This is a genomic window from Paenibacillus sp. MMO-58, assembly GCF_037146255.1.
In the GTDB taxonomy this organism is placed as follows: Bacteria; Bacillota; Bacilli; order Paenibacillales; family Paenibacillaceae; genus Pristimantibacillus.
Window position 1 is genome coordinate 613,291 of record NZ_JBBCVY010000002.1, and the last position, 23,975, is coordinate 637,265.

General features: G+C 49.1%; 28 protein-coding genes and 1 tRNA gene. 19 read left to right on the forward strand and 10 right to left on the reverse strand.

Features of this window, described 5'->3' with window-relative positions; genetic code table 11:
• Positions 1–26 precede the first annotated feature (26 nt).
• From WFJ73_RS08525 to WFJ73_RS08535, 3 genes are read left to right on the forward strand one after another with little or no spacing between them, the layout of a single operon-like run.
• Entirely contained in the window at positions 27–773 is a 747-nt protein-coding gene (locus WFJ73_RS08525) for an ABC transporter ATP-binding protein (protein WP_336772628.1), read from the forward strand.
• Entirely contained in the window at positions 770–1,789 is a 1,020-nt protein-coding gene (locus WFJ73_RS08530; protein ID WP_336772629.1) for an ABC transporter permease, read from the forward strand. Before WFJ73_RS08525 ends, WFJ73_RS08530 begins: the two co-directional genes overlap by 4 nt.
• 55 nt (positions 1,790–1,844) lie before the next feature.
• Positions 1,845–2,504 carry a TetR/AcrR family transcriptional regulator gene (locus tag WFJ73_RS08535; protein WP_336772630.1) on the forward strand — a complete coding sequence of 220 codons (660 nt, stop codon included), beginning with the start codon at positions 1,845–1,847 and terminating at the stop codon, positions 2,502–2,504.
• Between the two features lie 81 nt (positions 2,505–2,585).
• Here WFJ73_RS08535 and WFJ73_RS08540 read toward each other — a convergent pair whose 3' ends face one another.
• Complete coding sequence (locus WFJ73_RS08540; protein WP_336772631.1) at positions 2,586–3,200, reverse strand: YitT family protein; 615 nt, start codon at positions 3,198–3,200, stop codon at positions 2,586–2,588.
• Between the two features lie 124 nt (positions 3,201–3,324).
• Positions 3,325–4,509 (reverse strand): MFS transporter, encoded by a 1,185-nt coding sequence (locus tag WFJ73_RS08545; RefSeq protein WP_336772632.1) that lies wholly within the window; start codon positions 4,507–4,509, stop codon positions 3,325–3,327.
• A 199-nt stretch (positions 4,510–4,708) separates the two neighbouring features.
• Between WFJ73_RS08545 and WFJ73_RS08550 the strand changes: the two genes are divergently transcribed.
• On the forward strand, positions 4,709–6,178 hold the full coding sequence (locus WFJ73_RS08550) for an aminotransferase class I/II-fold pyridoxal phosphate-dependent enzyme (protein WP_336772633.1): 1,470 nt from the start codon (positions 4,709–4,711) through the stop codon (positions 6,176–6,178).
• Between the two features lie 109 nt (positions 6,179–6,287).
• The gene (locus WFJ73_RS08555; protein WP_248757726.1) at positions 6,288–6,686 is read left to right on the forward strand and encodes a DUF1885 family protein; all 399 of its coding nucleotides are present in this window, start codon (positions 6,288–6,290) and stop codon (positions 6,684–6,686) included.
• 67 nt (positions 6,687–6,753) lie between these two features.
• Here WFJ73_RS08555 and WFJ73_RS08560 read toward each other — a convergent pair whose 3' ends face one another.
• The 3 genes from WFJ73_RS08560 to WFJ73_RS08570 form a co-directional block, all read right to left on the reverse strand.
• Positions 6,754–7,074 carry a DUF1292 domain-containing protein gene (locus tag WFJ73_RS08560; RefSeq protein ID WP_015845392.1) on the reverse strand — a complete coding sequence of 107 codons (321 nt, stop codon included), beginning with the start codon at positions 7,072–7,074 and terminating at the stop codon, positions 6,754–6,756.
• A gap of 116 nt (positions 7,075–7,190) precedes the next feature.
• Positions 7,191–7,760 carry a stalk domain-containing protein gene (locus WFJ73_RS08565; protein ID WP_127493558.1) on the reverse strand — a complete coding sequence of 190 codons (570 nt, stop codon included), beginning with the start codon at positions 7,758–7,760 and terminating at the stop codon, positions 7,191–7,193.
• Between the two features lie 172 nt (positions 7,761–7,932).
• Positions 7,933–8,148 (reverse strand): hypothetical protein, encoded by a 216-nt coding sequence (locus WFJ73_RS08570; RefSeq protein ID WP_015845394.1) that lies wholly within the window; start codon positions 8,146–8,148, stop codon positions 7,933–7,935.
• A gap of 132 nt (positions 8,149–8,280) precedes the next feature.
• Between WFJ73_RS08570 and WFJ73_RS08575 the strand changes: the two genes are divergently transcribed.
• Together WFJ73_RS08575 and WFJ73_RS08580 are read left to right on the forward strand one after the other, a co-directional pair.
• Positions 8,281–9,012, forward strand: coding sequence for an MBL fold metallo-hydrolase (locus WFJ73_RS08575; RefSeq protein WP_336772634.1), 732 nt, complete (start codon positions 8,281–8,283; stop codon positions 9,010–9,012).
• Between the two features lie 177 nt (positions 9,013–9,189).
• Positions 9,190–9,423 (forward strand): DUF3892 domain-containing protein, encoded by a 234-nt coding sequence (locus WFJ73_RS08580; RefSeq protein ID WP_127493562.1) that lies wholly within the window; start codon positions 9,190–9,192, stop codon positions 9,421–9,423.
• A 62-nt stretch (positions 9,424–9,485) separates the two neighbouring features.
• Here the strand turns inward: WFJ73_RS08580 and WFJ73_RS08585 are convergent, their stop codons facing one another.
• Positions 9,486–9,650 (reverse strand): hypothetical protein, encoded by a 165-nt coding sequence (locus WFJ73_RS08585; RefSeq protein WP_015845397.1) that lies wholly within the window; start codon positions 9,648–9,650, stop codon positions 9,486–9,488.
• A gap of 164 nt (positions 9,651–9,814) precedes the next feature.
• Between WFJ73_RS08585 and WFJ73_RS08590 the strand changes: the two genes are divergently transcribed.
• From WFJ73_RS08590 to WFJ73_RS08610, 5 genes are all read left to right on the forward strand, one after another.
• Complete coding sequence (locus WFJ73_RS08590; RefSeq protein ID WP_336772635.1) at positions 9,815–10,009, forward strand: DUF2524 domain-containing protein; 195 nt, start codon at positions 9,815–9,817, stop codon at positions 10,007–10,009.
• Between the two features lie 143 nt (positions 10,010–10,152).
• On the forward strand, positions 10,153–11,412 hold the full coding sequence (locus WFJ73_RS08595; protein WP_336772636.1) for a plastocyanin/azurin family copper-binding protein: 1,260 nt from the start codon (positions 10,153–10,155) through the stop codon (positions 11,410–11,412).
• A gap of 10 nt (positions 11,413–11,422) precedes the next feature.
• Positions 11,423–12,106 (forward strand): cupredoxin domain-containing protein, encoded by a 684-nt coding sequence (locus WFJ73_RS08600; protein ID WP_336772637.1) that lies wholly within the window; start codon positions 11,423–11,425, stop codon positions 12,104–12,106.
• A gap of 112 nt (positions 12,107–12,218) precedes the next feature.
• Positions 12,219–12,791 carry an RNA polymerase sigma factor gene (locus tag WFJ73_RS08605; RefSeq protein WP_336772638.1) on the forward strand — a complete coding sequence of 191 codons (573 nt, stop codon included), beginning with the start codon at positions 12,219–12,221 and terminating at the stop codon, positions 12,789–12,791.
• Positions 12,788–13,525, forward strand: coding sequence for an anti-sigma factor (locus tag WFJ73_RS08610; protein WP_336772639.1), 738 nt, complete (start codon positions 12,788–12,790; stop codon positions 13,523–13,525). Before WFJ73_RS08605 ends, WFJ73_RS08610 begins: the two co-directional genes overlap by 4 nt.
• Before the next feature lie 43 nt (positions 13,526–13,568).
• On the opposite strand, the gene WFJ73_RS08615 is transcribed toward WFJ73_RS08610, so the two are convergent.
• Positions 13,569–13,913: a cupin domain-containing protein gene (locus tag WFJ73_RS08615; protein ID WP_336772640.1), complete on the reverse strand. Its 345-nt coding sequence runs from the start codon at positions 13,911–13,913 to the stop codon at positions 13,569–13,571.
• Positions 13,914–14,045: 132 nt separating this feature from the next.
• Between WFJ73_RS08615 and WFJ73_RS08620 the strand changes: the two genes are divergently transcribed.
• Positions 14,046–14,118 (forward strand) — tRNA-Val (locus tag WFJ73_RS08620).
• Positions 14,119–14,240: 122 nt separating this feature from the next.
• Here WFJ73_RS08620 and WFJ73_RS08625 read toward each other — a convergent pair.
• The 3 genes from WFJ73_RS08625 to WFJ73_RS08635 all read right to left on the reverse strand — a co-directional run bounded on the left by WFJ73_RS08625 (position 14,241) and on the right by WFJ73_RS08635 (position 17,958).
• Positions 14,241–14,531 carry a hypothetical protein gene (locus tag WFJ73_RS08625; protein ID WP_336772641.1) on the reverse strand — a complete coding sequence of 97 codons (291 nt, stop codon included), beginning with the start codon at positions 14,529–14,531 and terminating at the stop codon, positions 14,241–14,243.
• Between the two features lie 280 nt (positions 14,532–14,811).
• A complete protein-coding gene (locus tag WFJ73_RS08630; RefSeq protein ID WP_336772642.1) occupies positions 14,812–16,314 on the reverse strand; it encodes a response regulator in 1,503 nt (500 codons plus the stop codon).
• Positions 16,315–16,329: 15 nt separating this feature from the next.
• Positions 16,330–17,958 carry a sensor histidine kinase gene (locus tag WFJ73_RS08635; protein ID WP_336772643.1) on the reverse strand — a complete coding sequence of 543 codons (1,629 nt, stop codon included), beginning with the start codon at positions 17,956–17,958 and terminating at the stop codon, positions 16,330–16,332.
• Positions 17,959–18,250: 292 nt separating this feature from the next.
• Here WFJ73_RS08635 and WFJ73_RS08640 point away from each other — a divergent pair, with 292 nt between their 5' ends.
• From WFJ73_RS08640 to WFJ73_RS08665, 6 genes are all read left to right on the forward strand, one after another.
• Entirely contained in the window at positions 18,251–19,561 is a 1,311-nt protein-coding gene (locus tag WFJ73_RS08640) for an ABC transporter substrate-binding protein (RefSeq protein WP_336772644.1), read from the forward strand.
• Positions 19,562–19,682: 121 nt separating this feature from the next.
• Entirely contained in the window at positions 19,683–20,558 is an 876-nt protein-coding gene (locus WFJ73_RS08645) for a carbohydrate ABC transporter permease (RefSeq protein ID WP_373312702.1), read from the forward strand.
• Positions 20,558–21,388, forward strand: a complete 831-nt coding sequence (locus WFJ73_RS08650) for a carbohydrate ABC transporter permease (RefSeq protein WP_127493584.1) — start codon at positions 20,558–20,560, stop codon at positions 21,386–21,388. Before WFJ73_RS08645 ends, WFJ73_RS08650 begins: the two co-directional genes overlap by 1 nt.
• Before the next feature lie 166 nt (positions 21,389–21,554).
• Entirely contained in the window at positions 21,555–21,716 is a 162-nt protein-coding gene (locus WFJ73_RS08655; protein ID WP_015845409.1) for a hypothetical protein, read from the forward strand.
• Positions 21,717–21,895: 179 nt separating this feature from the next.
• Positions 21,896–22,813 (forward strand): cation diffusion facilitator family transporter, encoded by a 918-nt coding sequence (locus WFJ73_RS08660; protein WP_336772645.1) that lies wholly within the window; start codon positions 21,896–21,898, stop codon positions 22,811–22,813.
• A gap of 191 nt (positions 22,814–23,004) precedes the next feature.
• A complete protein-coding gene (locus WFJ73_RS08665) occupies positions 23,005–23,958 on the forward strand; it encodes a protease complex subunit PrcB family protein (protein WP_336772646.1) in 954 nt (317 codons plus the stop codon).
• The last annotated feature ends 17 nt before the right edge of the window (positions 23,959–23,975 follow it).

A 23,975-nucleotide genomic window follows, 5' to 3' on the forward strand; every position in this document is an offset into this window, starting at 1 on the left:
TCACTCCACTCAAAGAGGTGTTTCTATTGACGAAATCAGCGGAAAAGCCTGCTATTGCCGTCTCCGGAATCGTGAGAAAGTTCGGGGACCGAAAGGTATTAGATGATATTACGCTCACCGTTCCATGCGGGGAGCTGTTTGGACTTCTTGGTCCGTCAGGCTCCGGGAAAACAACGCTTATCAAGCTTATAACCGGCATCGACCTCGCCGACGCCGGACAGGTTGAATTGTTCGGCGAGCCGATGCCCCAGCTCAAGATGCTGCAGACCTTCGGGTATATGGCGCAGTCCGATGCTCTCTATCAGGAGCTGACCGGTAAGGAGAATATGGCTTTTTACGGCTCCCTCTACGGGTTGTCCGGCAAAGCTCTCGCTACCCGAATCCAGTCCGCTTCCGCGCTGGTGAATTTGACCGACCATCTGGATAAGACGGTAAACGCTTATTCAGGCGGCATGAAACGCCGCTTGTCGCTTGCCATATCTCTGCTGCATGAACCTCAGCTTCTAGTGCTTGACGAACCTACGGTTGGCATCGATCCTGTTCTCCGTCAATCGATCTGGAATGAGCTGCGCGCCTTGACGCAGCAAGGCGTTACGATTATCGTCACCACTCACGTAATGGACGAAGCCGAGAAATGCGACCGCTTGGGACTCATCCGCGACGGTAGATTAATTGCGCTGGACACTCCCGAAGCTATTACCCAGCAAGCAGGAGTCCATACGATCGAAGAAGCGTTTATCGCACTTGGCAGCCGGAAGGAGGAACAAGCATGAGAATACGCGCGCTGGTTGTACGTATTATCCGCCAATTCGTCCGCGACAAACGGACTTTGGCTTTGTTATTCCTCGCCCCTCTTCTCATTCTCAGCTTAACAAAGCTTGTATTCGACGGCAGAACCGTATCGCCAGAGATCGGATTGACAGGTCCGGCTAGCACGTTTGCCGAGAAGCTCGAAGAGCAGAATGCCAGCATTACCGTTTTTGATTCTGTTAGCGATGCGGAAGAGGCTTTGAAGAACGGGAAGCTCGATGCCGTCATTCAGATCAAAGAAGGCAAGCCGGATATTACGCTGGAAGGCAGCGATCCATCGGTAAGCCGCAGCACGCAGCTAGTCATGCAGAAAGCTCTGCAGAGCAATGTTCAGGAGCTTGCTCCTACGGTTCACTATCTGTACGGCGGACCGGATATGGCCTCTTTTGATTCATTTGGCCCGGTACTCATCGGCTTCTTTTCTTTCTTCTTTGTTTTCCTGCTCGCGGGAGTATCCTTCCTTCGCGAACGAACGAGCGGAACGCTGGAAAGGCTGTTGGCGACTCCAATCCGAAGGTCGGAGATTGTTCTGGGTTATCTGGCGGGCTTTGGCATTTTCACGCTGCTCCAGGCTTCCCTGATCGCCTGGTTCTCCGTTCAGGTGCTTGGCATGGCGATGGCCGGCCATATCGTCAATATGCTGCTGATTAATCTGCTGTTGTCTCTGACCGCATTAACGCTTGGAACCTTGCTATCCTCGTTCGCGAGCAGCGAATTTCAAATCATTCAGTTCATTCCGATCATCATTGTGCCTCAGGCATTCTTCTCCGGTTTATTTAACCTGGATGCCATGAATCCGGTCCTGCAGAAGCTCAGCTACATGATGCCGCTGTACTACGGGGCGGATGCCATGCGAGGGATTATGATCCGGGGGGAAGGCATTGCCGATATCCAGCTTGATATTTACGTGCTGGCCGGCTTGTCGATCCTATTCGCCCTTCTCAACGTTGCGGCATTGAAGAAGCACCGCCGGATGTAGGCGTCCTTCTATTTCTGCTATAATGACGGGAATGGTCAAAAAGGGAGTGTCTGGCATGAGCGAGCCGATTGAGGAATGGCTGAATGAGCTGAATAAGCTTGGCGATGAGAAATCGATGACCGATAAGCAGCTGAAAATCGTCAAGGCTGCCTCCGAAATATTCGCGGAGAAAGGCTTTGCCGGATCATCCACGAGCGAGATCGCACAACGTGCGGGTGTGGCGGAAGGTACGATTTTCCGGCATTACAAAACCAAAAAAGAACTGCTTGTCTCCATCGTGGCACCGGTGATGGCTAAGCTGGTCGCGCCTTTTGTGATGAGGGAGTTCTATAAAGTGCTGGACGGCAAATACGACAGCTACGACCAGATGCTTCGCGCGATTCTCGAGAACAGGCTGGCATTTCTTGAAAAGCATTTAAATGTATTGAAAATTTTTATCCAGGAAATTCCGTTTCATCCGGAGCTGCAGGAGCAGTTCGAGAAGCTGATTCTCGCCAAGGTGTTCGAGAAGGTCACGCCGAATATCCGCAGGTTCCAGGAAGAAGGCACCCTTGTGAACTGGTCGCCTTATACAATCATTAGACTTACAGTCTCCTCCCTCCTTGGATATGCCGCAATACGAATGATTTACGGCAAACGGGAAGGCAGCAGCTGGAATGACGAGCAGGAGCGGGAAGCGACTATCGCTTTTATTATGAAGGGATTAGCCCCGTAAGCGTACGAAGCAAATAAGCCGAAGGCATGGCAGGAATCCCCCTCTTGCAAGAGAGGGGCTTCCCGCGATGCTTTCGGCTTTTTAATGATGCTTGAATTGGTGATTATGCGGTAAATTCCACGTGCATAGACTTGTCGCCACCCCTCCTGCCGCAACCGTTATGAGAGATAACAGAAACGTATCTTCCGGCAGCAGAATGGCTCCAGTTCCGATAATAATAAAATCCGTTAAAAAAATAATAACCCCAACGTTTAACGGCATATACCGGGACAAGAAATGAGCCAGAAGATCCGTCCCTCCTGTAGAAGTACCGTTCCTGAGCATGATTCCGAGGCCTGTCCCAATGCAAAAGCCGCCAAGCACCGCCCGCGTAAACGGAGTCCATTCAATGTAATAAAGAAAGTGGAACCGGTAGGGGCTAAGCAAATCGATGACATAGCTGGATAACAGCAGGCCGTTCAGGCTCTGGTAGATCATACTCCGGTTTTGAAACCAGACCAGGGCAAAAATCGGGATACTGCATAGCAGCATGGTCAGCCCTACTTGAATATGAAACAGATAATTGACAATGAGGGCGATCCCTATAAGCCCCCCGTCCAAAATCATCAATGGTACCAGAAAAAAATTAATCCCGACCGATATCAGCAGGCTTCCCAATATGATAGCCGCCCACCTGCGCCATGACAGTATCCCCATTCTTCCTTTCACCTCTTTTTGCTCTACCTCATTTATATGCGGGTCTGGTACATGCCATTCTCTGGAAAAACAAAAAAAAGCCGGCCTCTCATATATTCATGAGAAGCCGGCTTTACGCCAGTCCTTATTCCTGTGCTGCAGTTGAACCCGCCGTGCTGTCCATTCTGCGGAACTGTACAAGCAGGATCAACGCCAAGAGACACAGAATGCCGCCGGAAACGTATGGCAGGCGCAAATCGAGCGTAAACAAGAACGAACCAACAAGCGGTCCAAGAATACGTCCCAAGCTGTCCATCGAAGAGCTGAGGCCGGAGGCAACGCCTTGTCCCACCTGCGTCTTCTGGGTAATTAACGAGGTTACGCACGGTCTGATCAGCGAGTTGCCAATGCCAAATACGGCAAGCGACATCGTAGCCCACCACAAGGAATGGGCAGCAAGCAGGAGGAAGAAGCCAACCGCCGAAATAATCAAGCCAAGCGCGATATATTGAGGCTCCTGCCCCCGCTTGATTCTCCGCCGAACGACACCGCCTTGCACAAGCGCGCCAACGAAGCCGCATACGAAGAACAGCATCCCGACCTGCACCGGGGTTACGTCAAAACGCTGAATGCCGAAGAACTGCAGCGTTGCTTCCATGCCGGCGAGCGTAAACGTAACGAAGAACGCAAGAACGTACAGAAACTTAAGCGGCCCGGTAAAGGCCGACCAGCGGGATTCCCGCTTCTCGCCCGCGGCTCTCCGCTTCTCGGGCGGCAGCGATTCCTTCAGCTTGGTTATTGCGAAAAACAAAGTAATTAACGCCATGACCGAAGCCGCGTAAAAAGGCGCTTCGAGCGAAACCTGACTGAGCAGACCGCCTACGCCAGGACCGATCGTAAAGCCGAAGCCAATCGACATTCCGACAAGCCCCATTCCTTTTGTACGCTGCTCTGGCGGTGTAATATCCGCTACGTAAGCGACAATAACAGAAGTGACCGCTCCGGAGAACAAGCCCCCGAGAATACGGGAAAGATACATCATGGTTAAATTGTCGGAAGATAAGCCAAACAAGAAGAAACTGATTGCAAAACCGGTCACGCCAATGATAATAATCGGCCTTCGGCCAATCCGGTCGGATAAGCCTCCCCAATATGGAGAGAGTATGAACGATACGGCTGAGTAGAGCGCAAGCATTAAACCCGTATGATGCTCGGCGTTACCCGGGCTGACGGCTTTAATCATTTCAGGCATAACAGGAATAATAATCCCGAACCCGATGAAGGTGGTCATTAGAATAGCCATTACTATTAGAAGTCGTTTATCTCGCATTTTGTCTTCACCCCATCCCTTATCGTATCATATCAAGCTGGCCATAGTTATGAACAAATGGAGAACAATACTTGTCCAGCTTCGGAATGCCTGTCTCCATCATTAAAATTGTTGCTTGCATTCCGACTTGTTTTTGCTATACTCAACTTTGTTTGTACATTAGACATTAGACGACAGTCGAAAGGCAGGGACGAAAGCGATGGATCATAACAAAACCCCGCTCTTCAGCGCACTCCGCCGCCATGCGGAGAACGATCCGGTACAATTTCATATTCCGGGGCATAAGAAAGGTCTCGGCAGCGATACTGAGTTTCGCGAATTTATCGGCGACAACGCCTTGTCGATCGATCTTATAAATATAGCTCCGCTTGATGACTTGCATCAGCCAACCGGCGTTATTGAAGAAGCGCAAAAACTTGCTGCAGATGCGTTTGGCGCAGATTACACGTATTTCTCCGTTCAAGGCACCAGCGGCGCGATTATTACGATGATTCTGACCGTCTGCAGCCCGGGCGACAAAATTATCGTACCGCGCAACATTCACAAGTCGGTAATGGCCGCTATTATTTTCGCCGGCGCGCGTCCGGTATTTATCTCGCCCGCACGCGATTCGAATCTCGGGATCGACCACGGCATTACGACCCGCTCGGTGAAACGCGCGCTGGACCGTCATCCGGATGCCAAGGCCGTTCTGGTTATTAACCCGACTTACTTCGGCATTTGCGCGAACCTGAAGGAAATCGTGGATCTTGTTCACAGCTACGACATTCCGGTTCTTGTTGACGAAGCCCATGGCGTACTTATCCATTTCCATGAGAAGCTTCCGATGTCCGCTATGCAGGCCGGTGCCGATATGGCAGCTACAAGCGTACATAAGCTTGGCGGCTCCATGACGCAAAGCTCGGTTTTGAACGTTCGCAAAGGTCGGATCAACCCGTTCCGCATACAGACAATCCTGAGTATGCTGACGACAACTTCGACATCCTATATTTTGCTCGCATCCTTGGACACTTCCCGCCGCAATCTGGCCATTAACGGCCATGAAATTGCGGAGCGTGCGATTGAACTTGCCCAATATGCCCGTGAACAGATAAATCAGATCCCTGGCCTTTATTGCTTCGGCGAAGATATTCTCGGCGATGAAGCGACGTACGATTATGATCCAACCAAGGTTACGGTGCATGTCCGCCATCTTGGCGTAACCGGCTACGAGGTTGAGAACTGGCTCCGCGATCACTACAACGTAGAGATCGAGATGAGCGATATGTATAACATTCTTTGCCTCGTGACGCCTGGAGATACCTCCGAGTCGGTCGATAAATTGCTGCATGCGCTCCGCGGCTTGTCGGAGACGTACCATGAAGGCGCGGAAGCCCGCGAGCTTGTCGTAAAAATTCCGGATATCCCGCAGTTGTCCCTGACGCCGCGCGACGCTTTCTATGGCGAGACGGAAATTGTACCGTTCAAGGAGTCAGCCGGACGGATTATCGCCGAATTTATTTACGTGTATCCGCCAGGGATTCCGATTTTGCTGCCGGGTGAAGTTATTTCGCAGAAGAACATCGACTATATCGTGGATCATGTTGAGGTTGGCTTGCCTGTCAAAGGGCCGGAGGACCGCAGCATTAAGTTCGTTAAAGTTATTGTGGAAGAGAACGCGATCTTCTAAACGAAAAGCCAACAGCAGAGCTATAAGGCGATGCTGTTGGCTTTTTGCATGATTCCACTTATTGTAAACCCTTAGAGAGCCATGCTATGATGAGGTGGGGGTGGGACGAATGAGTCAAAGCGCATTTATTAAGCTTGTTCAAGGATCTGCCGTTAGTGAACTTCCGCTGGAAGAACTGAAGGAAAAGCTAATCCATTACCGGGAACAGACCGCTTTAACCGGAACGCAGCTAGATTGGGATTATGCAAAAGCGGCTTTTCCGTATACGTTCGAATCGAAGCAGGATGACCGATGGTTTTACTTGCAAGGCACCAATCCCGGATACAAATATATCGTGTTTGGCAATGGAGATGAGGGCCCTTCCACGATTCAAGTCGTCCTTCCCGACGGGTCCACCCATGGCGACAAAGCCAAAGCTAACGAGCTTTGCAAGTATTTAGCCAAACAGCTGCTTGCCGAGCTTACGATGTTTAACGGCCGCACGATTTATTATAATCCGCGTAAATGACATACAAAAAAACACCCGTCTATCCGGGCTGAAGCAGCCGCTTGGATTAGACGGGTGTTTTAGGTCATTAACCTTCTTTGTTCTCGTTCTCGGTGCGCGCGATTTCTTCGTAGATCGCCGTTACGCGATCCCACTCTGCATCGTCTTCGATACCAACGAGAAACGCTTCGTCGTTCTCTTCTTCAATACGGAAGATAACGCCGTCAGCCTCCGGATCGTTGCGATCCAGCAATACCGCATATACGTTGTTCTCCGATTCAAATGTATAGACCATGACCATTTCACGCTCTTGGCCTTCGTCGTCTGTCACGATGAACACATGCTCATCATGTTCATGATCTTGTCCGCAGCCGCAGTCTTCGCCGTGCTGATGTTGATGCTCGCTCATGGAATTACCCCATTTCAGTTATTTATACATACTTACGTATCGTACCATGCGAAGTATCGCCGGTCAAACAAAAGACGCCCTGCCGTAGTCCGGAGCGTCCTTTTTTCAAGCCTTATTTACTGGGATGTGATGAGCTTCTCCGATACAACCGTCCAGTCATCCGAAGGCGATGTTTTCAAATAGAACCGTACCGCGTATTTGCCTGCGTACTCAAAGTTATATTTGATATCCTCCGTCCGGTACCAGAAATTATCCTTTGTGATGCTTACATTCTGGGATTGAATAACCTTCTCGGTGCCGTATGGGTCCGTAATCGACACTTTTACAGCAGAGATGTCTGTCTTAAGATTGTCGATTTGGGAGAAGACATTAAACGTATATTTGTTGCCTTTGTCCACATTGCCAAAAATGACTTTATCCTGGAACAGAATCATATGGACATTAGGCTTGTTAATTGTCGCTTTCTTGCTCTGATTATCCCAGTCAACAAGCGCATTTAGGCTGTTTACCATCTGGCGAAGAGGCAAGTAGGTTTTGCCGTCCACAATAATGCCGCCGTCATCCAGCTCACTGCCGTTTACAATGACGCGTACTTTCTGGGATGCTGAATCGGCGAAAATGAGCGTGCCTCCGAATACCGACAAAATAGCGAGCAGAATAGCTACTTTTTTAAATCCGACTTTCATTGCTGTTAACCCTCCCTCCATCCGGTTTGTCTGGATGTTTGGTTATACTCGGGTTTTGGCCCAAAGTTGCGCCCGGCAATAAAAGTTTTTAAGCCTGATCGTTCAAGGCAGAACCTGTCAAAAGCTGTTGAAACATGCGCTTGCCCAGGAAATACTTACGTATTGCCCGCGGTTAGCTGTAAGTGCGGGTCAAGATGCAAGGTACGCCCTTCCCTACCGCTCCGGGCTCCTGCATTCGCTTCCAATAGCGCATCCCACGCTCGCATGGCGTTTTGCACACCGCGCAAGTGTCGGACAACACAAGCTTGTAGTAATACTGCTTCCTGTCACTGGACGACTTTTTCTTCTTCACAACTTTGCCTTTGCCCTTTGCCGCTGCTGCACTCATCTTCGTTCAATCCTCCCGCCTTTTTGCTTCTGCATTATATGTAGGCGGAGAGCATTATGCATCTGTTGTTTGTCAACATCTTGCGTTATTTGATAAAGTGGAGACAACCATGAAATGGGAGGCGATCTTAGCATGCAGATCCAAATGTTAGGCACCGGCGGTGCTTTCGCGAAAAAATATTCGAACAATAATGCTTTGATGGAAGTTGACGGCTTCAAGCTGCTCGTGGACTGCGGCATCACGCTGCCCCGGTCGCTTCACGATGCCGGCTACTCGTTTGACGATCTCGATGCGGTGCTGATCAGCCATATGCATGCCGACCATGTCGGCGGGCTGGAGGAATACGCGTTCCAGATGATGTTCCGTTACGGCAAAAAGCCTGTCCTGTATATTGCCGATACGCTGGTAGAGCCATTATGGGAGCAGACGCTTCGCGGAGGCTTGACGCAGGATCCTCTTAATGAGCTGTCCGATTTCTTTGATGTTCGTCCAATCAAGGAAGGCGAGTCGTACGAGATCCATCCCGGAATTCGCGTGAAGCTGATCCGGACAGATCATATCGCAGGCAAGCTCAGCTATTCCTTCCTCTTTAACGAGACCTTTTTCTATTCCGCGGATATGAAGTTTGACGGCGGACTCCTGATGGAGTTGAACGCAAGCGGGGTAACAACGATTTTCCATGACTGTCAGCTTATCTCCCCGGGAGTTGTTCATGCGAGTCTGGACGAGCTGCTCACGCTGCCCGAGGACATCCAGGAGAAGATGTGGCTGATGCACTATAACGACAATATGGAAGAGTTCGTCGGCCATACGGGAAAAATGCGTTTCGTGGAGCAGCTTGCCGTTTACGAAATTAAAACCTAACAAGCAGATATCCACCGCGCTACTGGCGCTGCAGACATCCGCTCTAGGTATAGCTTATGCAGGCTGCCTGTTTCCGGTCAAAAGATTGTAACCCTCGGATGCCTATATGAAATATGAAATTAGCTTCATGCATTTATTCAGCCTCAGTGATCCATACTATCATCGGAGGATGATAATATGGATCACACACAAGAAGAAGTAGTTGCCGTACGCAAGAACGGGGACGGCGATATTGTTGAGCTGCAATTAACATCCGGCCGGGTCGTCGATTATAAAACCGCGCAATCGATGGTTAAAAATAATGAAATTGCCGGATTAAACGTCTTTAAAGGCCGCGACCACGAAGAGCATCTTCGTTCTAACGCGGACGGCCGCAAGGACAATAATCTCGACAATCTGCCAACCTTCTAAAACCGGAAAATCGGCTGCCGCGATCGCGGACAGCCGATTTTTTCTTTACCTCATATCGATGATCATTTTTTCTTCGTTTCGGGAGGCAGTTTTCTGCGCCATACATGAGTTTGATCATAAGATAAGGAATCTTTAACGACAAACCTTGCCACACAAGCGATTACCGTACCCACGATGCCAAACAAGCCCAGAAGCCATACGGCCATATAGGCATACTCCTGTGCCAAACGATACCGCCTCCTATTAGTCATGCAAATGCTTTCTATACAGGTATGTATGTCGAGAATAAAATATGCTAATTTTGTCACAAGTTCGCATCATAATTGCCTATCCGGATCATACTAAATGGCGGACAAACGTACTCACAATACAGAGGGAGAGTGACTTTACCATGACTTCAGATTTGAACAGCAGCTATGATTGCGCAAATGCTTCTTCCGACTTGCCGAATCTTATCGCGCAGCTTGACTCGTTAAGGAACGGGTCCGCTTCCACTGCCGAGCAGCAGGAAGAGATTAACCGCCTCGAGAATCAGATCCGGTTCATTCAGAACAAATGCGATATTCCGCATAGTAATCATCAATAGCGAGACACGAAAGGTCCATGCTAAACGGCATGGACCTTCTTCTTTAATAAACCCCGAAAAAAAATTCAATTTCCTTCAAACCGCTTTCTCATTTCCTTCGTTACCTCCTATAAGAGACCATTATTCTTTAAGGAGGATTATTCATGACCACCAAAAAATTAACTATGTTTATGTTTGCCGCAGTACTCTTAACGGGTCTGCTGTCGTCTGTTATCGGAGCTTCGGCAGCGGAAACGCAGCCCGCTTCCGTGACAACCGACGCAGAAACGGCGGCGAAGCTGGGGCTTCTGCTGGGCGACGGCAACGGCCTTAACGATGCTTACCTGGCCAAGCGGACCACCCGCATGCAGGCGGCCATCATTTCTTTGCGCCTGAACGGCCATTTGAAGGAGGCCATGGCGGGCAATGGCGCTTCTTCTTTTAAAGACGCAGACAAAGCAGGCAAATCCAATGTTCCTATTCTCGCCTACTTGAAGCAGCATCCTGAACTAGGCTGGGCCGGCAACCCGGACGGCACCTTCCATCCGAACGATCCCGTCAGCGCACAACAGCTGTACAAAGTTCTTCTTGAAAATATCGGCTTCCGTTCCGGTTCCGAGTTCGCTTATGCGGATACGTTGACGTTTGCGGCTTCCAAAGGAATGGCATCCATAGCGGCAGCCAGCCCGCTGACCAACGCGCATCTTGCTACAGCGCTTATCGAGTCCTTAAACGTACAAACCCCGCAAGGGCAATCCTTTTTCGATAACCTCCAGCAGAAAGGCGTACTCCCGCAATCCGCAGCACTGCCTCAAGGTAAAAGAATTGAGCTGCGAAGCCATCAAGAGCTGGGTACTTATCTGACCGACAATAACGGCATGACCTTGTACTATTTCACCAAGGATGCCGAGAATATTAATGCTTGCGGTGGGCAATGCCTCGTCAACTGGCCTGTGTTCACGTCAGATGAGCTGCAAATTCCCGCCTTCCTGAATAAAGCCGATTTCTCGAGCATCACCCGTGCCGACGGCACGAAGCAATGGACTTACAAAGGCTACCCGCTCTACTACTTTATCAAGGATGCACAATCCGGTGATGTGCTTGGCCAGAACGTAAACCAAGTATGGTTTGTTATAAATCCTTCTACATTTAAAGGCATGACACCGGAAGCCAAAGCTTACCGGATAGATATTAAACAGTTCTCTTTCGGTACGGAACCTCTTACTGTTGAAGCAGGCTCCAAAATTACCTTCACCAACTATGACGAAATGGAGCATAACGCGGTGGCCGTAGACGGCAGCTTTAAAGTTCCCGTGCTCAAAACAGGAGAGTCCTATGCAATCACCCTGGATAAACCGGGTACCTACAATTACTATTGCGAGCTGCACAAATCGTTTATGACCGGTCAGATTATTGTGAAATGAGGGATTTATCATGAAGTATATAACAAGTAAAAGCCTGCTGCTCATGTTATCCGGACTACTGTTTGTGTTTTTACTGGCGGCATGCGGCAGTTCATCCGATAAGGCGGCCTCCGCTCCCCCTCCATCGCAGGAGGCAGCGACCGTTACGCCAAGCCCTACCCCAGAAGCTTCTATGTCTAGTGAAGAGCACGAGAATATGCAGCATGAATCAGCCGCGCCTTCGGAATCGCCATCTCCGTCTGCAGTTCCCGAAGTATCGGCAACGGCCAAACCGCAAGCAACGGCGACGGCTACGCCAAAACCTTCGCCATCCCCCACTCATGATGATCATCATGGCGGGCGTACACACGATGATGATTCGAAGACATCTCCTGCTGCCAGCGAGGATCATCCAAAAAGCTCGCCTGCCGCAACGGCGCCAAGTACAGAGGATGGCGGCAAGGAATATGTCGTTGAAATTTCCAATTTCGCCTTCTCCCCTGCCAAGCTGGAAATAAAGCCGGGGGACCGCGTCAAATTTATTAACAAGGACGAAATCAAGCATAGCGCAACAGCAGACGACAATTCTTTTGACACCGGGCTGCTTGCAGAGAATGAAGCTAAAACGGTTACCTTTGATAAAGCAGGCGATTTCGCCTATCACTGTATGCCGCATCCCGGAATGCAGGCCACGATTAGCGTCTCGGACAAATAGATACTAATGAAGGGATAACCATACTTGGTTATCCCTGTTTTCCTTTTCGCATTGCAAGGCTGTAAACACTTGATAGAATAGATTTATATCATCCTCTTGGAGGTACCATCGTATGCGGGAGCTTACGGATCATCAATTGATGCTGCTCATTCAGAGCAAGCAGAGCGAGGCGCTTTCCGTTTTATATGACCGTTACTCGTCTCTCGTTTATTCCTTCGCCTGGAAAACCTTAAAGGACGAGAATGTCGCTAAAGAAATCGTCCAGGCCGTATTTATGCGATTATGGACAACCAAATCCGTCTATGATCCCGAGCAAGGCAGGTTCTCCAGCTGGCTGCTGACCATTACCCGCAATATTACGACCGATTGGCTGCGCAAAAGACGGAGAGATACGGCTCCTCTCGTTCAAGTCGAACCGGAACAGCTGGCTAAAATCCCGGATGAAGCTTCCGCCACGCCGGAAACGGCTGCCGTTAACAGCGCGATGAAGGACCAGATCCGCAGCGCTTACCGCGATTTGTCCGCCCAGCAGATCCATCTGCTTGAGCATTTCTATTGGCAGGGCTACAGCATAAGCGAGCTTGCGGCTATATATAACCAGCCGATAGGAACGGTAAAGAACCGTCTGCATCAGACGTTAAAAATATTACGCAGGCATCTCGTGGCCGAAGGAGAGCAATCATGAAGCAGCAAAATGAGACGGTTTGCCATAATGCCCTTGACTATATTTCGGGTGCTTGCTCCGATAAAGAAAAGAAAGCTTTCGAACGGCATCTTTCAGGCTGCCCCGCCTGCCAGACCGAGCTCGAAGAGCTTCGGCTCGTATGGGACTCTCTCCCTTCCGACATGGAGCTGATCGAACCGCCGGCTGACTTGAAGCAGCAGGTCATGGACGCCGCGCTGGCCTCCATTCAACCGCGCCCTGCAAAACGCTCCTTCCGCAAGCTGACCTGGGGTACTGCTGCCGCAGCCGTACTCGCCGTATTGATTGCGGGCACGGCATGGAATGTGGAGCTGTATCGCAGCCGAAGCGGTCCGGCCGTTATCCCTATCGAACAGGCATTGTCCGTATCCGCTTCCCAGATCAATCAGCTTATTTCCTTAAAGCCTGTATCGGATGAAGTCGCTTCGTCCTATGCCGTCGCCTGTATCGTGGATAACGGAAGCAACAAGCAATTTGTCGTCTATGTATTTGGCGCACCGGCATCCAAGGACAGCTCCGTCTACCAGGTATGGCTGAACCATGCCGGACAAAAGGACAGCGCAGGTACTTTCCGGGTTGATGACAAAGGTATCGGAGTACTCGCGATGCCTATATCCGGCGATACGCTTGCTTTTGACTCTATTGGCATTACGCTTGAGCCTGACGAACACGGCAAGCAGCCAAGGGGAACAAGATTGTACAGCTCCATCTCCTGATGAATAAAAACCGCCATCCGTACGCTCGGGTACGAATGGCGGTCTACTGATTAGAAGGATATCTGTCTCCTCTGGTTGTAGGTTCCGAGATGACAAGAAACTGAATGTCGCGATCCGATTGGTTAAACATCTGGTGCGGAGTATGCGGGGCTACGTGAATCCCTTCATGCGCTTCCAGCTCAAAGGTCTCGCCGGCAATCTCAATGGTCGCCGTCCCTTCAAGAACAAAGAAGAATTGTTGGGACTTCTCGTGGTAATGGCGCGTTTCAGCCGTATGCGGCGGCATTTTCTCATGGATGATGCTCAAATCCTGCCGCTTCAGCAGATGCCAGCCGTCGCATTGGTCCCCCCATATGTAATGTTCCGCATTGCTTTTGCTTACCTTCATCATACTGCTCCTTGCTGTCAGCTTGACCTTTAATGTGATAGTTATCGTAGCAGTTTTCCGGGTAGATGAAAAGGTAATAATTGTGTTGACATTCATTTTGGATGCTGATATATTAATATTCATCACTCACACGATCTGTTAGCTCAGCTGGGAGAGCACTATCTTGACAGGGTAGGGGTCAGTGGTTCGAGCCCACTACAGATCATACGAATAGAAACCCGCAAAGCCTTAGGCTTTGCGGGTTTTCTTATTGGTACAGGTATTCCATATGAAGTGATACAGGAGTGCCGAAGTTCAGCCCAATCACACGGTATTTGCGTTTTTGATCTATTTTTTCGAATGTTTCTTGGAAGATGCTTTAGCTTTTTTCCCGCGTTTCGCGCTCGAAACCATAACATTTTTCTCGGTATGCGTGTAAAGATGCTGATAAACAGGGCAACAATGATGTTGCTTCACCGTTTCAATATTTTGGACGACATTCACAAGCTGTGGATGGTAGTAGTTCTCATAAAGAGTAATTGGAGGATCATAAATCGTCTGCGTTGGACAATCGGGACAAAAGTTAGCTTCATTCATACTACCTACATTGCCCATGCCCATGTAATAGTTGCGGTTCACTGTAATTATCCCCTTCCAGTTTTAGATTACAGCTTATTGTATTCACTGAGGGGAAGTACGACCTGTACACTTGACCCTGAAGGCGATAGCCTCCGATATTCATGGGAGTTGAAAGGCGAGAGAATTGCCGTGTATCGGTTATTGCCTGTTCAAGTGGCTAGTCAAGGAACTTTGCATTAGGAAGAGAGCACAACTTCTACCGAGGCATGGCAGTGGTTCGAGACCACTACAGCTCATACGAACAGAAAAGCGGTGCATGGACTACCCATGCACCGCTTTTTTAAAACTCTGAACCAACACACTGCTCCCTATACTCGCTTGGGCTTAATCCCGTATGATCCTTGAACACGCGGGAGAAATAATGCTGGTCGCTAAAAGAAAGCGCATCCGCGAGCTCCTTGATTTTCATTTCCGGCTTGGCCCGCAGCTGCTTGCAGGCCTCCTCGATCTTCAGCTCCATGTAATACTGAACGAACGTTGTGTTCGTATAGCGCTTAATAATCCGGCTCACATACGACGCGCTGACATGGAATTTGGCTGCCAGATCATTGATGGAAAGCTGCGAAAATTTATGGAGCTTAACGTAAGCATCCATTTGCTCGAACAACTCTTCTCCGCTCTTCCGGTTGCGCTGCTGCAGCTGCTCAAAGCTGTGGGCACACCAGTCCAAGCATTGCTCGCAGAATCTCTGGTAGCTGCCTTGCTCCAGTATTTCTTTGACAGCCGCTGCCGCTGCCAGCCTTTCCTCAGGTCCGCTGCTCGGCAGCGCATGGACGAAAGCATCTCCAATCGCCGATACAAGCCTCTCCAGATCAACATATCGGGCATGCTCTCTATAGGAGATTTGCAGATACTCGCGGAGCTTAATCTGGAATGGCTGCGATTGGCGCTGTTCAATCATTTCGGTAAAGCTTCTGATGACGTCATCCTTCACCGTTTGTTCCGGAATGCGATAATCCGTATCGAGCAGCACTCTTTTATCCAGCAGCGTCTCTTCATTGAGCAGACCTTTCAGCCTGTCGTATTGAAGCTGCAGCTGGTTGAAATCTACCGGCTGGAAGCGGCCAGCCATGGCGATTTCAATGCCAACGCTTAGCAGCACACGTTCAACGGATTCCATCCAAGCAAGTGTCGTGACGAACCGTTCCTTCATAGCGGACTGGACAAATACAAGGTAACCGTCCGAATCCTTAGCAGGAAACACCCAGCAGCTTTGCGGCTGGCAAATAGCGTCAAGCAGCGTTTGCACCGTTTCGCTCTTCCAATTGCCCGAATCCGGAATAAAAGGCTGCTTGCCAATTAGAAACAGCGAGACCGGCTGTTCATGAAATTGCGGCCCAAGACGCAAGCCGGATAGAAAGGCAGGAGCCACGATTGACTTTAAAGGCTCGAGGCTATACTCCAACTTTTCCGCGAGCGAATCAACGATCCGCTGCATAACCTCGATCAGCTGGTTCCGCTCGACGGGCTTCAGCAAATAATCAAACACCTGCAAATTAATCGCTTTGCGCGTATATTGGAAATCGCTGTAGCTGCTAATAAGCACAACTTTCAGCGACGAATTCAGCTTCTTGGCCTGCTCGATAAGTTCAAGCCCGCCCAACTTGGGCATCCGGATATCCGTGATCAGAATGTCGACGGCCTGCTTCTTCAAATAATCCAGTGCCTCTTCCCCATTATAAGCCGTAGCCGCGATCCGGATCGGTAGTTCCGATGATTCGAGAAGCGCCTTGATATTACGCAATATCGGCTTGCTGTCTTCGGCTATCAAGGCGTTAAACATAGGCTTCTACCCCTTCTAATAAAAATCTTTCGTGAGAGAGGCGATAATTTGCACGGTTGAACCTTTTTCCTCTCCCGCGTTATTGTACAGATTGAAAAACAACCGGTTCTTATACATCAGCTTAAGTCGATTCACCGTATTAACAATTCCCATATTTCCAAAGCTTGAAGGCATATGGAGCTCATGCTCCCTCGCCTCGGAATTCGAAATATTATTCATGATTTCATTCATCTTGCCGGCTTCAATACCTTCGCCATTATCGCTGATTTCGATGGCCCAAATGCCATTGTACAGCTTCACCAGAATTTTGATGCGCAAAGGCGGATCGGTATTCGTGAACGCATGCTCGATACAGTTCTCGACGAACGGCTGGATGACCAGCCTTGGAAGCTGTATAAGATTGGCGGCTGCATCTTCGGCGATAATTTCCCATTCAAGGTCGTTTTCGTAGTTTTGCTCGACAAGCGACAAATAGTTGCGGGTATGCTCCAGCTCTTCGGCCATGGAGACATGCTGGTAAGGAGACGTCACGATATACCGCAAGGAATCGGACAGTTGCTTGCACATATCGGATACCGCTTTGTTTTTGCCCTCTTGGGCGGCAATGCTAATCAAATATAACACATTGTGAATAAAATGCGGCGCGATTTGCGCTTGTAGAGCCGAGTTTCTGGCCTTCACTTCTTCACGCAGCGCCAGCTTCTCGTTTTCGATCGATTGCTGGAGGCGGCCTAACAGCTCCTGAAAGGACTCGTTTAAAGCGATCAGCTCGTTGTTATGCGAACGGTTGTCCACTTTGATATCCAGGTTGCTATAGTTGATGCGTGACATTTGGCCCCGCAGCTTCCGAATCGGCAGCAGCAGATTCCGGGTACTGAAATAAATATACACGAAAGAAAACAGCATCAGGATGGAAATAAGCGTAATCGACAAATATTGGACGGAATTGACCGGTCCAAGCACGGCCTGCTTCGGTGTAACAACATAGGTTATCCAACCGGTGCTGGCCGAATGGTTATAGGCGATGTAATTGGAATCGCCGTCCACATACATGCCGCTGCTCTCAGGGTCAGCTTCCACAGGCTCCAGATGATCTGGCTCCTTGGCATTCTGCGAGCGGGCAATCAACTGATGCTCCTGGTCCATGATATAGACGTCGCCAACCGCTACATCTTCCGTTGGCAGCTGCAGCTCGGATTGGTCCAACTGAATGGATAGATAGCCGTAAATCTGGCCATTCTGATTGATAATCGCTCTATCAAACGCCGTTATGCCATTTTCCTGCTGGTATAAGATATAGTCGCTATCGTCCATTGCAGTCCGCAGACCGGCCTCAAGCAGCATCGGGTTGGACGGATAACCGATATAGGAAGAAACCGCCCGCCCTTCAAGATCATAGATGATCATATCCCGAATATCCACGCTTGGACCGATTGCCTCGAACATCATTTGTTTTAATATACGGCTCTGAGTCAGACCTTCCGCGGAATCCGCCGAATGATAGCCTCCGGATAATGCCGCCGCAACCTGCTGGTTGGACAAGACGCGCTGAGACAGCTGATTCTGGTTTTTAATATATTGGTCCAGCTGTCCGCTTATTTTAGCTGCCGTGAGCTGCTTATCGTTTTCGTTGTTTTCCTTCAATGGCCGGATGACCTGCCAATTCACATAGGCCAAAAAACAGCACAGCACAAAAAATAGCAAAACTAAAAACATAAGGACTACCTTCGTTTGAAGGCTGGTGTGTCGTGGAGTAAATTTGATTTTCCTGCTGAAGCCTTTCAAGAATGATAGCCTCCGATTCGATATGAGTTCAGAATTTTACACAGAAAAGGTAAAGGTCAAACATGTACCTCCTTTTGAAAAAAACCTACAATTGGATTGTAAACGGATTCAGTCGAAGATACAACAAAGGGCACCATGAGGGGAGAAAAACATGAAGCAAACAGCACGTAAGCTATCATTAGGCGCAGTAAGCGCGGTACTAGCCGTATCGCTGGCAGCCTGCGGAAGCAACAGCTCGAATTCCGAAAGCGGAAACACCGGAGGCGGCAAAAAAGTAACGATTGAGCTTGCTCTATCCAAAAGCTCGCAGGACTCCGCATTCGTGCAGCAGGACCTGCTCGACGAGTTCGAGAAAGAGACGAATATCAAAGTTAATTTGCAGCTGCTTCCGGCAGAGCAAACGTCGACCGTGCTTCAGACCAAGCTAGCCGTTAACGAAACGCCGGATATTCTGCAATACAACCTGGCTAGCGCGACGACCGATCTTAATCTCGAGCGCAACTTTGAAATATTGGATGACCAGCCTTGGGTCAGCCGTCTTCTGAACAAAGACGTCCTGTCCGCATACGGCCATGTTTACAGCTTCCACGTAAGCCAAGATACGGGCATGCAGGGGGTTGTATATAACAAAGATATTTTCAAAGAGCTTGGACTTGAAGTTCCGAAGACGTATGACGAATTCCTTGCGGCTTGCGAGAAAATCAAAGCAGCCGGCTACACGCCAATCTTTATGCCATTTAAAGACAACTGGGCGGCTAACGTAATGCCGGGCGCATCGTTTGGCGAATACGCGGCTAAAAACGAACCTACCCTCTTCGACGATCTGAACGCAAACAAGAAAAAATGGACGGACATTGAAGCGTTCCAGACAATCCTTGACCAACAATACGATCTGTATAAAAAAGGCTATACCAATACAGACGTATTGAGCGACAGCTACGACATGGCTGCGGGTAAATTCCTGAACAAGGAAGTAGCGATGATGTTCATGGGCGACTGGCTGATCGAATCGGTTCAGCAGCAGGATGCTAACATGAATCTGGGCCTGTTCGCTTATCCTACGGACAACAGCGGCGACGCGTACCTTGGCGCAAGCCCGCTTGGCGGCCAGCTGTTTATTCCGAAAAAAGCAAAGCATATCGAAGAAGCCAAAAAATTCCTTGATTTCATTGCAACAAAAGAAGTAGCGCAAAAAATCGTGAACAACCAAAGCTATGTATCCAATTTCAGCGACGTGACAACGCCTGAGCTTCCTGCTTACAAGCAAGAAATTTTGGACAACTACATCACGCCTAAGAAGGTTGCCATGACGATGGACGCATACATGCTCGTTGACCGCAGCGAACTGTATAGAAGCCTGCAAGACGAGTTCACGGGCAGCAAAACGTCCAAGCAAGTACTTCAAACCTGGAATGACAAGTTTGCCGAGCTGATGAAGGACAAAGGCGAAGCCGGCTTCTAAGCTACAACAATAAATCGGTTACACGTTTCTGCGGCTGCTGTTCCATACGGCGGCCGCTCCGTCTAAGGAACACTGCAGCGGAACTAGAATATAAAATCAACAATTTTGGTGGGATGAGAAAATGATGACACGCTCCAAAAGTATGTATGGCTATTATCTCGTATGGCCTGCGCTGCTGATCTATACGGTCTTCTTCGTAATGCCGGCCATTATCGGTCTGTATTATTCCTTTACCGATTGGCGTCTAGATCGTATCGGCATCAAGTTTATCGGCTTCGATAACTTCAACAAGATCTTCACGGACGATACCTTGCTTCTTGCCATGAAAAACACGTTTATTTTTGCGCTAGCAACGGTTGTCGGAAAAAATGTGATTGGCCTTGTTCTCGCCATCGCTTTAAATATGCGGCTCAAATCCCGCAATTTCCTTCGCGCCATATTTTACTCTCCTTCTATTTTAAGCGTACTCGTAATCTCTATCGTCTTTACCCCGATCCTTCGCACAGAAGGCATGGTGAACAAGTTTTTTGACGCCATCGGCCTTCACTTCCTGAGCCAGGCTTGGCTGACCGACCCTCATCTTGTTATTTGGACGGTTGCTCTCGTTGCCATATGGCAGCAAGCCGGCTTCCAAATGGCTATTTATTTGGCTGGCCTGCAATCCATCTCGAAGGAATACTACGAAGCTGCAACGATTGACGGTGCAGGTGCGTGGAGAAGCTTTACGAACATTACCGTTCCGCTTCTGCTGCCGGCCATCAATATCAACCTGATGCTTACGTTGATTGGCGGATTGAAGGTTTTCTCCGAGGTATTCGTATTGACGAGCGGCGGTCCGGGCAATTCCTCGCAGGTTGTGGGTACGATTATTCTCCGGGCGTTTGGCGAAGGCAACTGGGGCCTTGGCACGGCGATAAATACGCTTTTATTCCTCATCGTCAGCCTGATTGCAATTCCGTTGCTTGTCTTCATGCGTCGTAAGGAGGTTACCGAATAATGAATTTCGCACGAAAAATATCACTGCGCAACTACCTGGTAGAAATCTTGCTGTTAATCGCTTGCCTCGGCATCATCATTCCGCTTTTGCTTATGATTTTTGGCTCGTTTATGACTAGCGCCGAAGTATCCAAGTTTCAAATCCGGTTTCCGGACAAATGGATGTTCTCAAATTATGTAACCGTATTTAAGGAAGGCGGTCTTGCTCGCGCGTTTCTGAACGGAATCGTCATTACCGGGGTATCCGCCATATTGAATATTATTACGTCTTCCGCAGCCGCCTTTATACTAGCGCGCCGCGACAGCAAGGTTGCGAGCTACCTGTATCTGTTTTTCTTTATGGGACTTATCGCTCCGATGTCCACGATTACAACGATCCGCGTTGTGCAGTGGCTGGGCTTCTACGGCAGTATCACAAGCGTCATTTTGATTTACGCTGCATTAAATACGGCGTTTAGCATTTTTTTGTACAGCGGTTTTATCAAATCCGTACCAAAGGTGCTCGACGAGGTTGCCTTCCTGGAAGGCGCGAGCCTGATGGGCGTGTTCTTCCGAATCATTACGCCGCTTATCGTGCCGGTTAACGCAACGGTTGCAATCATGGTATTCATGTCGGTATGGAACGACATCACGATCCCTCTGTATTTCCTTACGGACAGCTCGACATGGACGATGCCGCTTTCCATCTACAACTTCTACGGCAAATACAGTCGTGACTGGAATCTCATTTTTGCCGACCTCGTAATGACGTCGATTCCTGTCCTCATTCTTTATTTAGCGGGACAAAAATATATCGTCAGCGGTCTTACGGCAGGCGCGGTAAAAGGTTAGGATTGTTCTTCATGAAAGGCCTTGAGAGATCAAGGCTTTTTTGTTTCTATCAGACGATCCGGCGGCATGAACGTTGATAGCCGTGCTTATCCGCAGCTTCATGCATTTTCTTCCTTAAATCGCGCAAACTAAACCGTCTTGCAAAACAATCGAAGGAGTGGATATCATGCGTGAAGGTTTGATCCCTGCCGTTCTCGGAACCGTTGTGTCGGCCTCTGGTGCATCCCTGCTAAGAAAAAGCAAGTATAAGCTTGTAGGTACCGGTGTTCTCGGATTTGGCCTAGCCCATATGGTGCTTGGCGCTATTGATCTGATTGAGCACCGTTAGTTTTGCAGGACAAGCAGGGAGGGAGCCCTTGGCTCCCTCCCTTTCCGCTGACTTTTAACTACGCCTAAAAATCTTGACCCGTTGCAACACTGTTTCTCTAGACCCACACGACCTTCATCATATATGATAAGGGTCGTTGTTTTTTCACGTGGTTAGGAAATTATTGGAGGTTGTAAAGAGTGAGCGATTCAAACGTATCAGGTACAAAAGTTTCATCGAATGTCTTAGCCATCTGGATCAGCTTACTCAGCAATCTGATTCTGACGGGCATTAAACTAATTGTAGGCCTTATGTTCAAAAGCCAAGTATTAATCGCTGACGGTGTACATAACGCCGGTGACGTCATTGCGTCGATGGCCGCCTTGGGCGCCGCAAAGGTTGCGCAAAAACCCGCGGATGAGGACCATCCGTACGGTCATGGCAAAAGCGAGCTGATCGGCTCTGCGCTGGTCGCCATTATTATGGTGATCGCCGCTTTATTTATCGCTTACCATTCCTTTGAGTCCTTCTTCCACCCTGCCGCCGCGGCGAGCATGGTCGCCTTTGTTGCCGCTGTCGTCTCCCTTTTCTGGAAGCTGTGGTTATACATTTATTGCATTCGAATCAGCAAGCAGACGAGCAGTAAAAGTCTCGAAGCTACCGCTTTCGATCATCTGGCCGATGTTTATGCGTCGCTTGCCGCCGTTATCGGTATCGGAGCGGCTATTATCGGGGAAAGAAACGATATCTCGTTCCTTAGCTACGGCGATGCGGCCGCCGGGATTGTTGTTGCCTATTTCGTATTGAAGCTTGCTTATCATATGGGAAAAGAAGCCGTGGATGTATTAATGGAGAAAACCGTATCTCCGGAGATGCTTCAGGATTACGAGCGTCTTGTCTCCTCCATCCCGGAAGTAAAACGAATTGACAGAATCCGGGCGAGAGAATTCGGCCAATATGTCATGATTGATGTCCGTGTTGGCATTCCCGGAGAGCTTACTATTCAAGAAGGCCATGACGTCTCCCGAAAAATAAAACAAATCATTCTCGACCATCACAAGGACGTGGAAGAAGTCCTCATCCATCTGAATCCGTGGTATAAGGATAATTCGAAATAGCCCTGCTCTAAAGACCTGCAAAGGTCTTTTTTTCACCTTAACTGGCGGCTAGTCATTCAACCGCTTTCGACCGGCAGCCTGCAAAAAATTAGCAGATTTTCGTATGACTCTTCTCTTTTTGGTGCAACAATACCAATATCGGACTCGTTATTATAGATGCTATAGCAAATTTCAAAACAAGAGGAGAGTCGATGATGAAACTAAAAGCAGTTCTATTGTTAGCCATGTCCATGCTGCTTGTATTTACTTTGGGGCAAACCGTATTCGCCTTCAGTGATACGAGCAAAGATCCGAATAAATCAAAGATTGAGTCCCTGCATAAACAAGGGGTAATAAAAGGCGAAAAAGGCGAGAAATTCAACTCCAACGGTAAGCTGACCTATGCTGCCGGCATTTCGATGATCGTCAAAGCTTTTGACCTCAATATCGACAACATTCGTTTCATTAAGAAGCCTGAAGTTGCCGATTATTATCCGAATCTGAAGAACGGCTCCTGGTATGCGGATGCGTTTATCATTGCCCAATACAATGGCCTGGAAGTACCTAAGAACGTAAAAGCCAATGACGAAATGACACGCGAACAGTTCGCCCATCATCTCTTCAAGGCGATTACGAAAAAAGGCGATTTCGCCTTTATTGAACTGTACATGACGATTAACGACGAAAAGGATGTTAACAAGGATTATATGAACAGCATCCAAAAGCTGCTCATTTCCAAAATCGCAACGCTGGATAAGAAAAACAATTTCTATCCAAAACAAAAAATTACGCGCGGCGTTGCGGCAGGCTGGTTGTACGACGGTCTTGAATTCGTAAAGAAGACGCCAACGATCCCGGCGGAACCGGCTCCGCAGCCGATTCAAGATCTTAAACTGACTGTAACTTCGGTGAACAAGGACATCAACAAAGTAACCGTGTCCGGTCAAGCGCCTCATCCGGGTTATGGGCTACGCGTTACATCGATCTCCTTCGTTGACGGTCAAGCGATTATCAAAGTAGAGACGGTTCAACCGGACCCGAACAAAATGTACCCGCAAGTGATCACGGAAGTTAGCGCAACCACTTATGTAGACGCGGCTTACAAGCCGGTATTGGCTTCGGCAAACGCCAATACTGCCGTTAGCAGCCTGGCTTCGGCAAGCTAATATTGCCCAAATGAAAA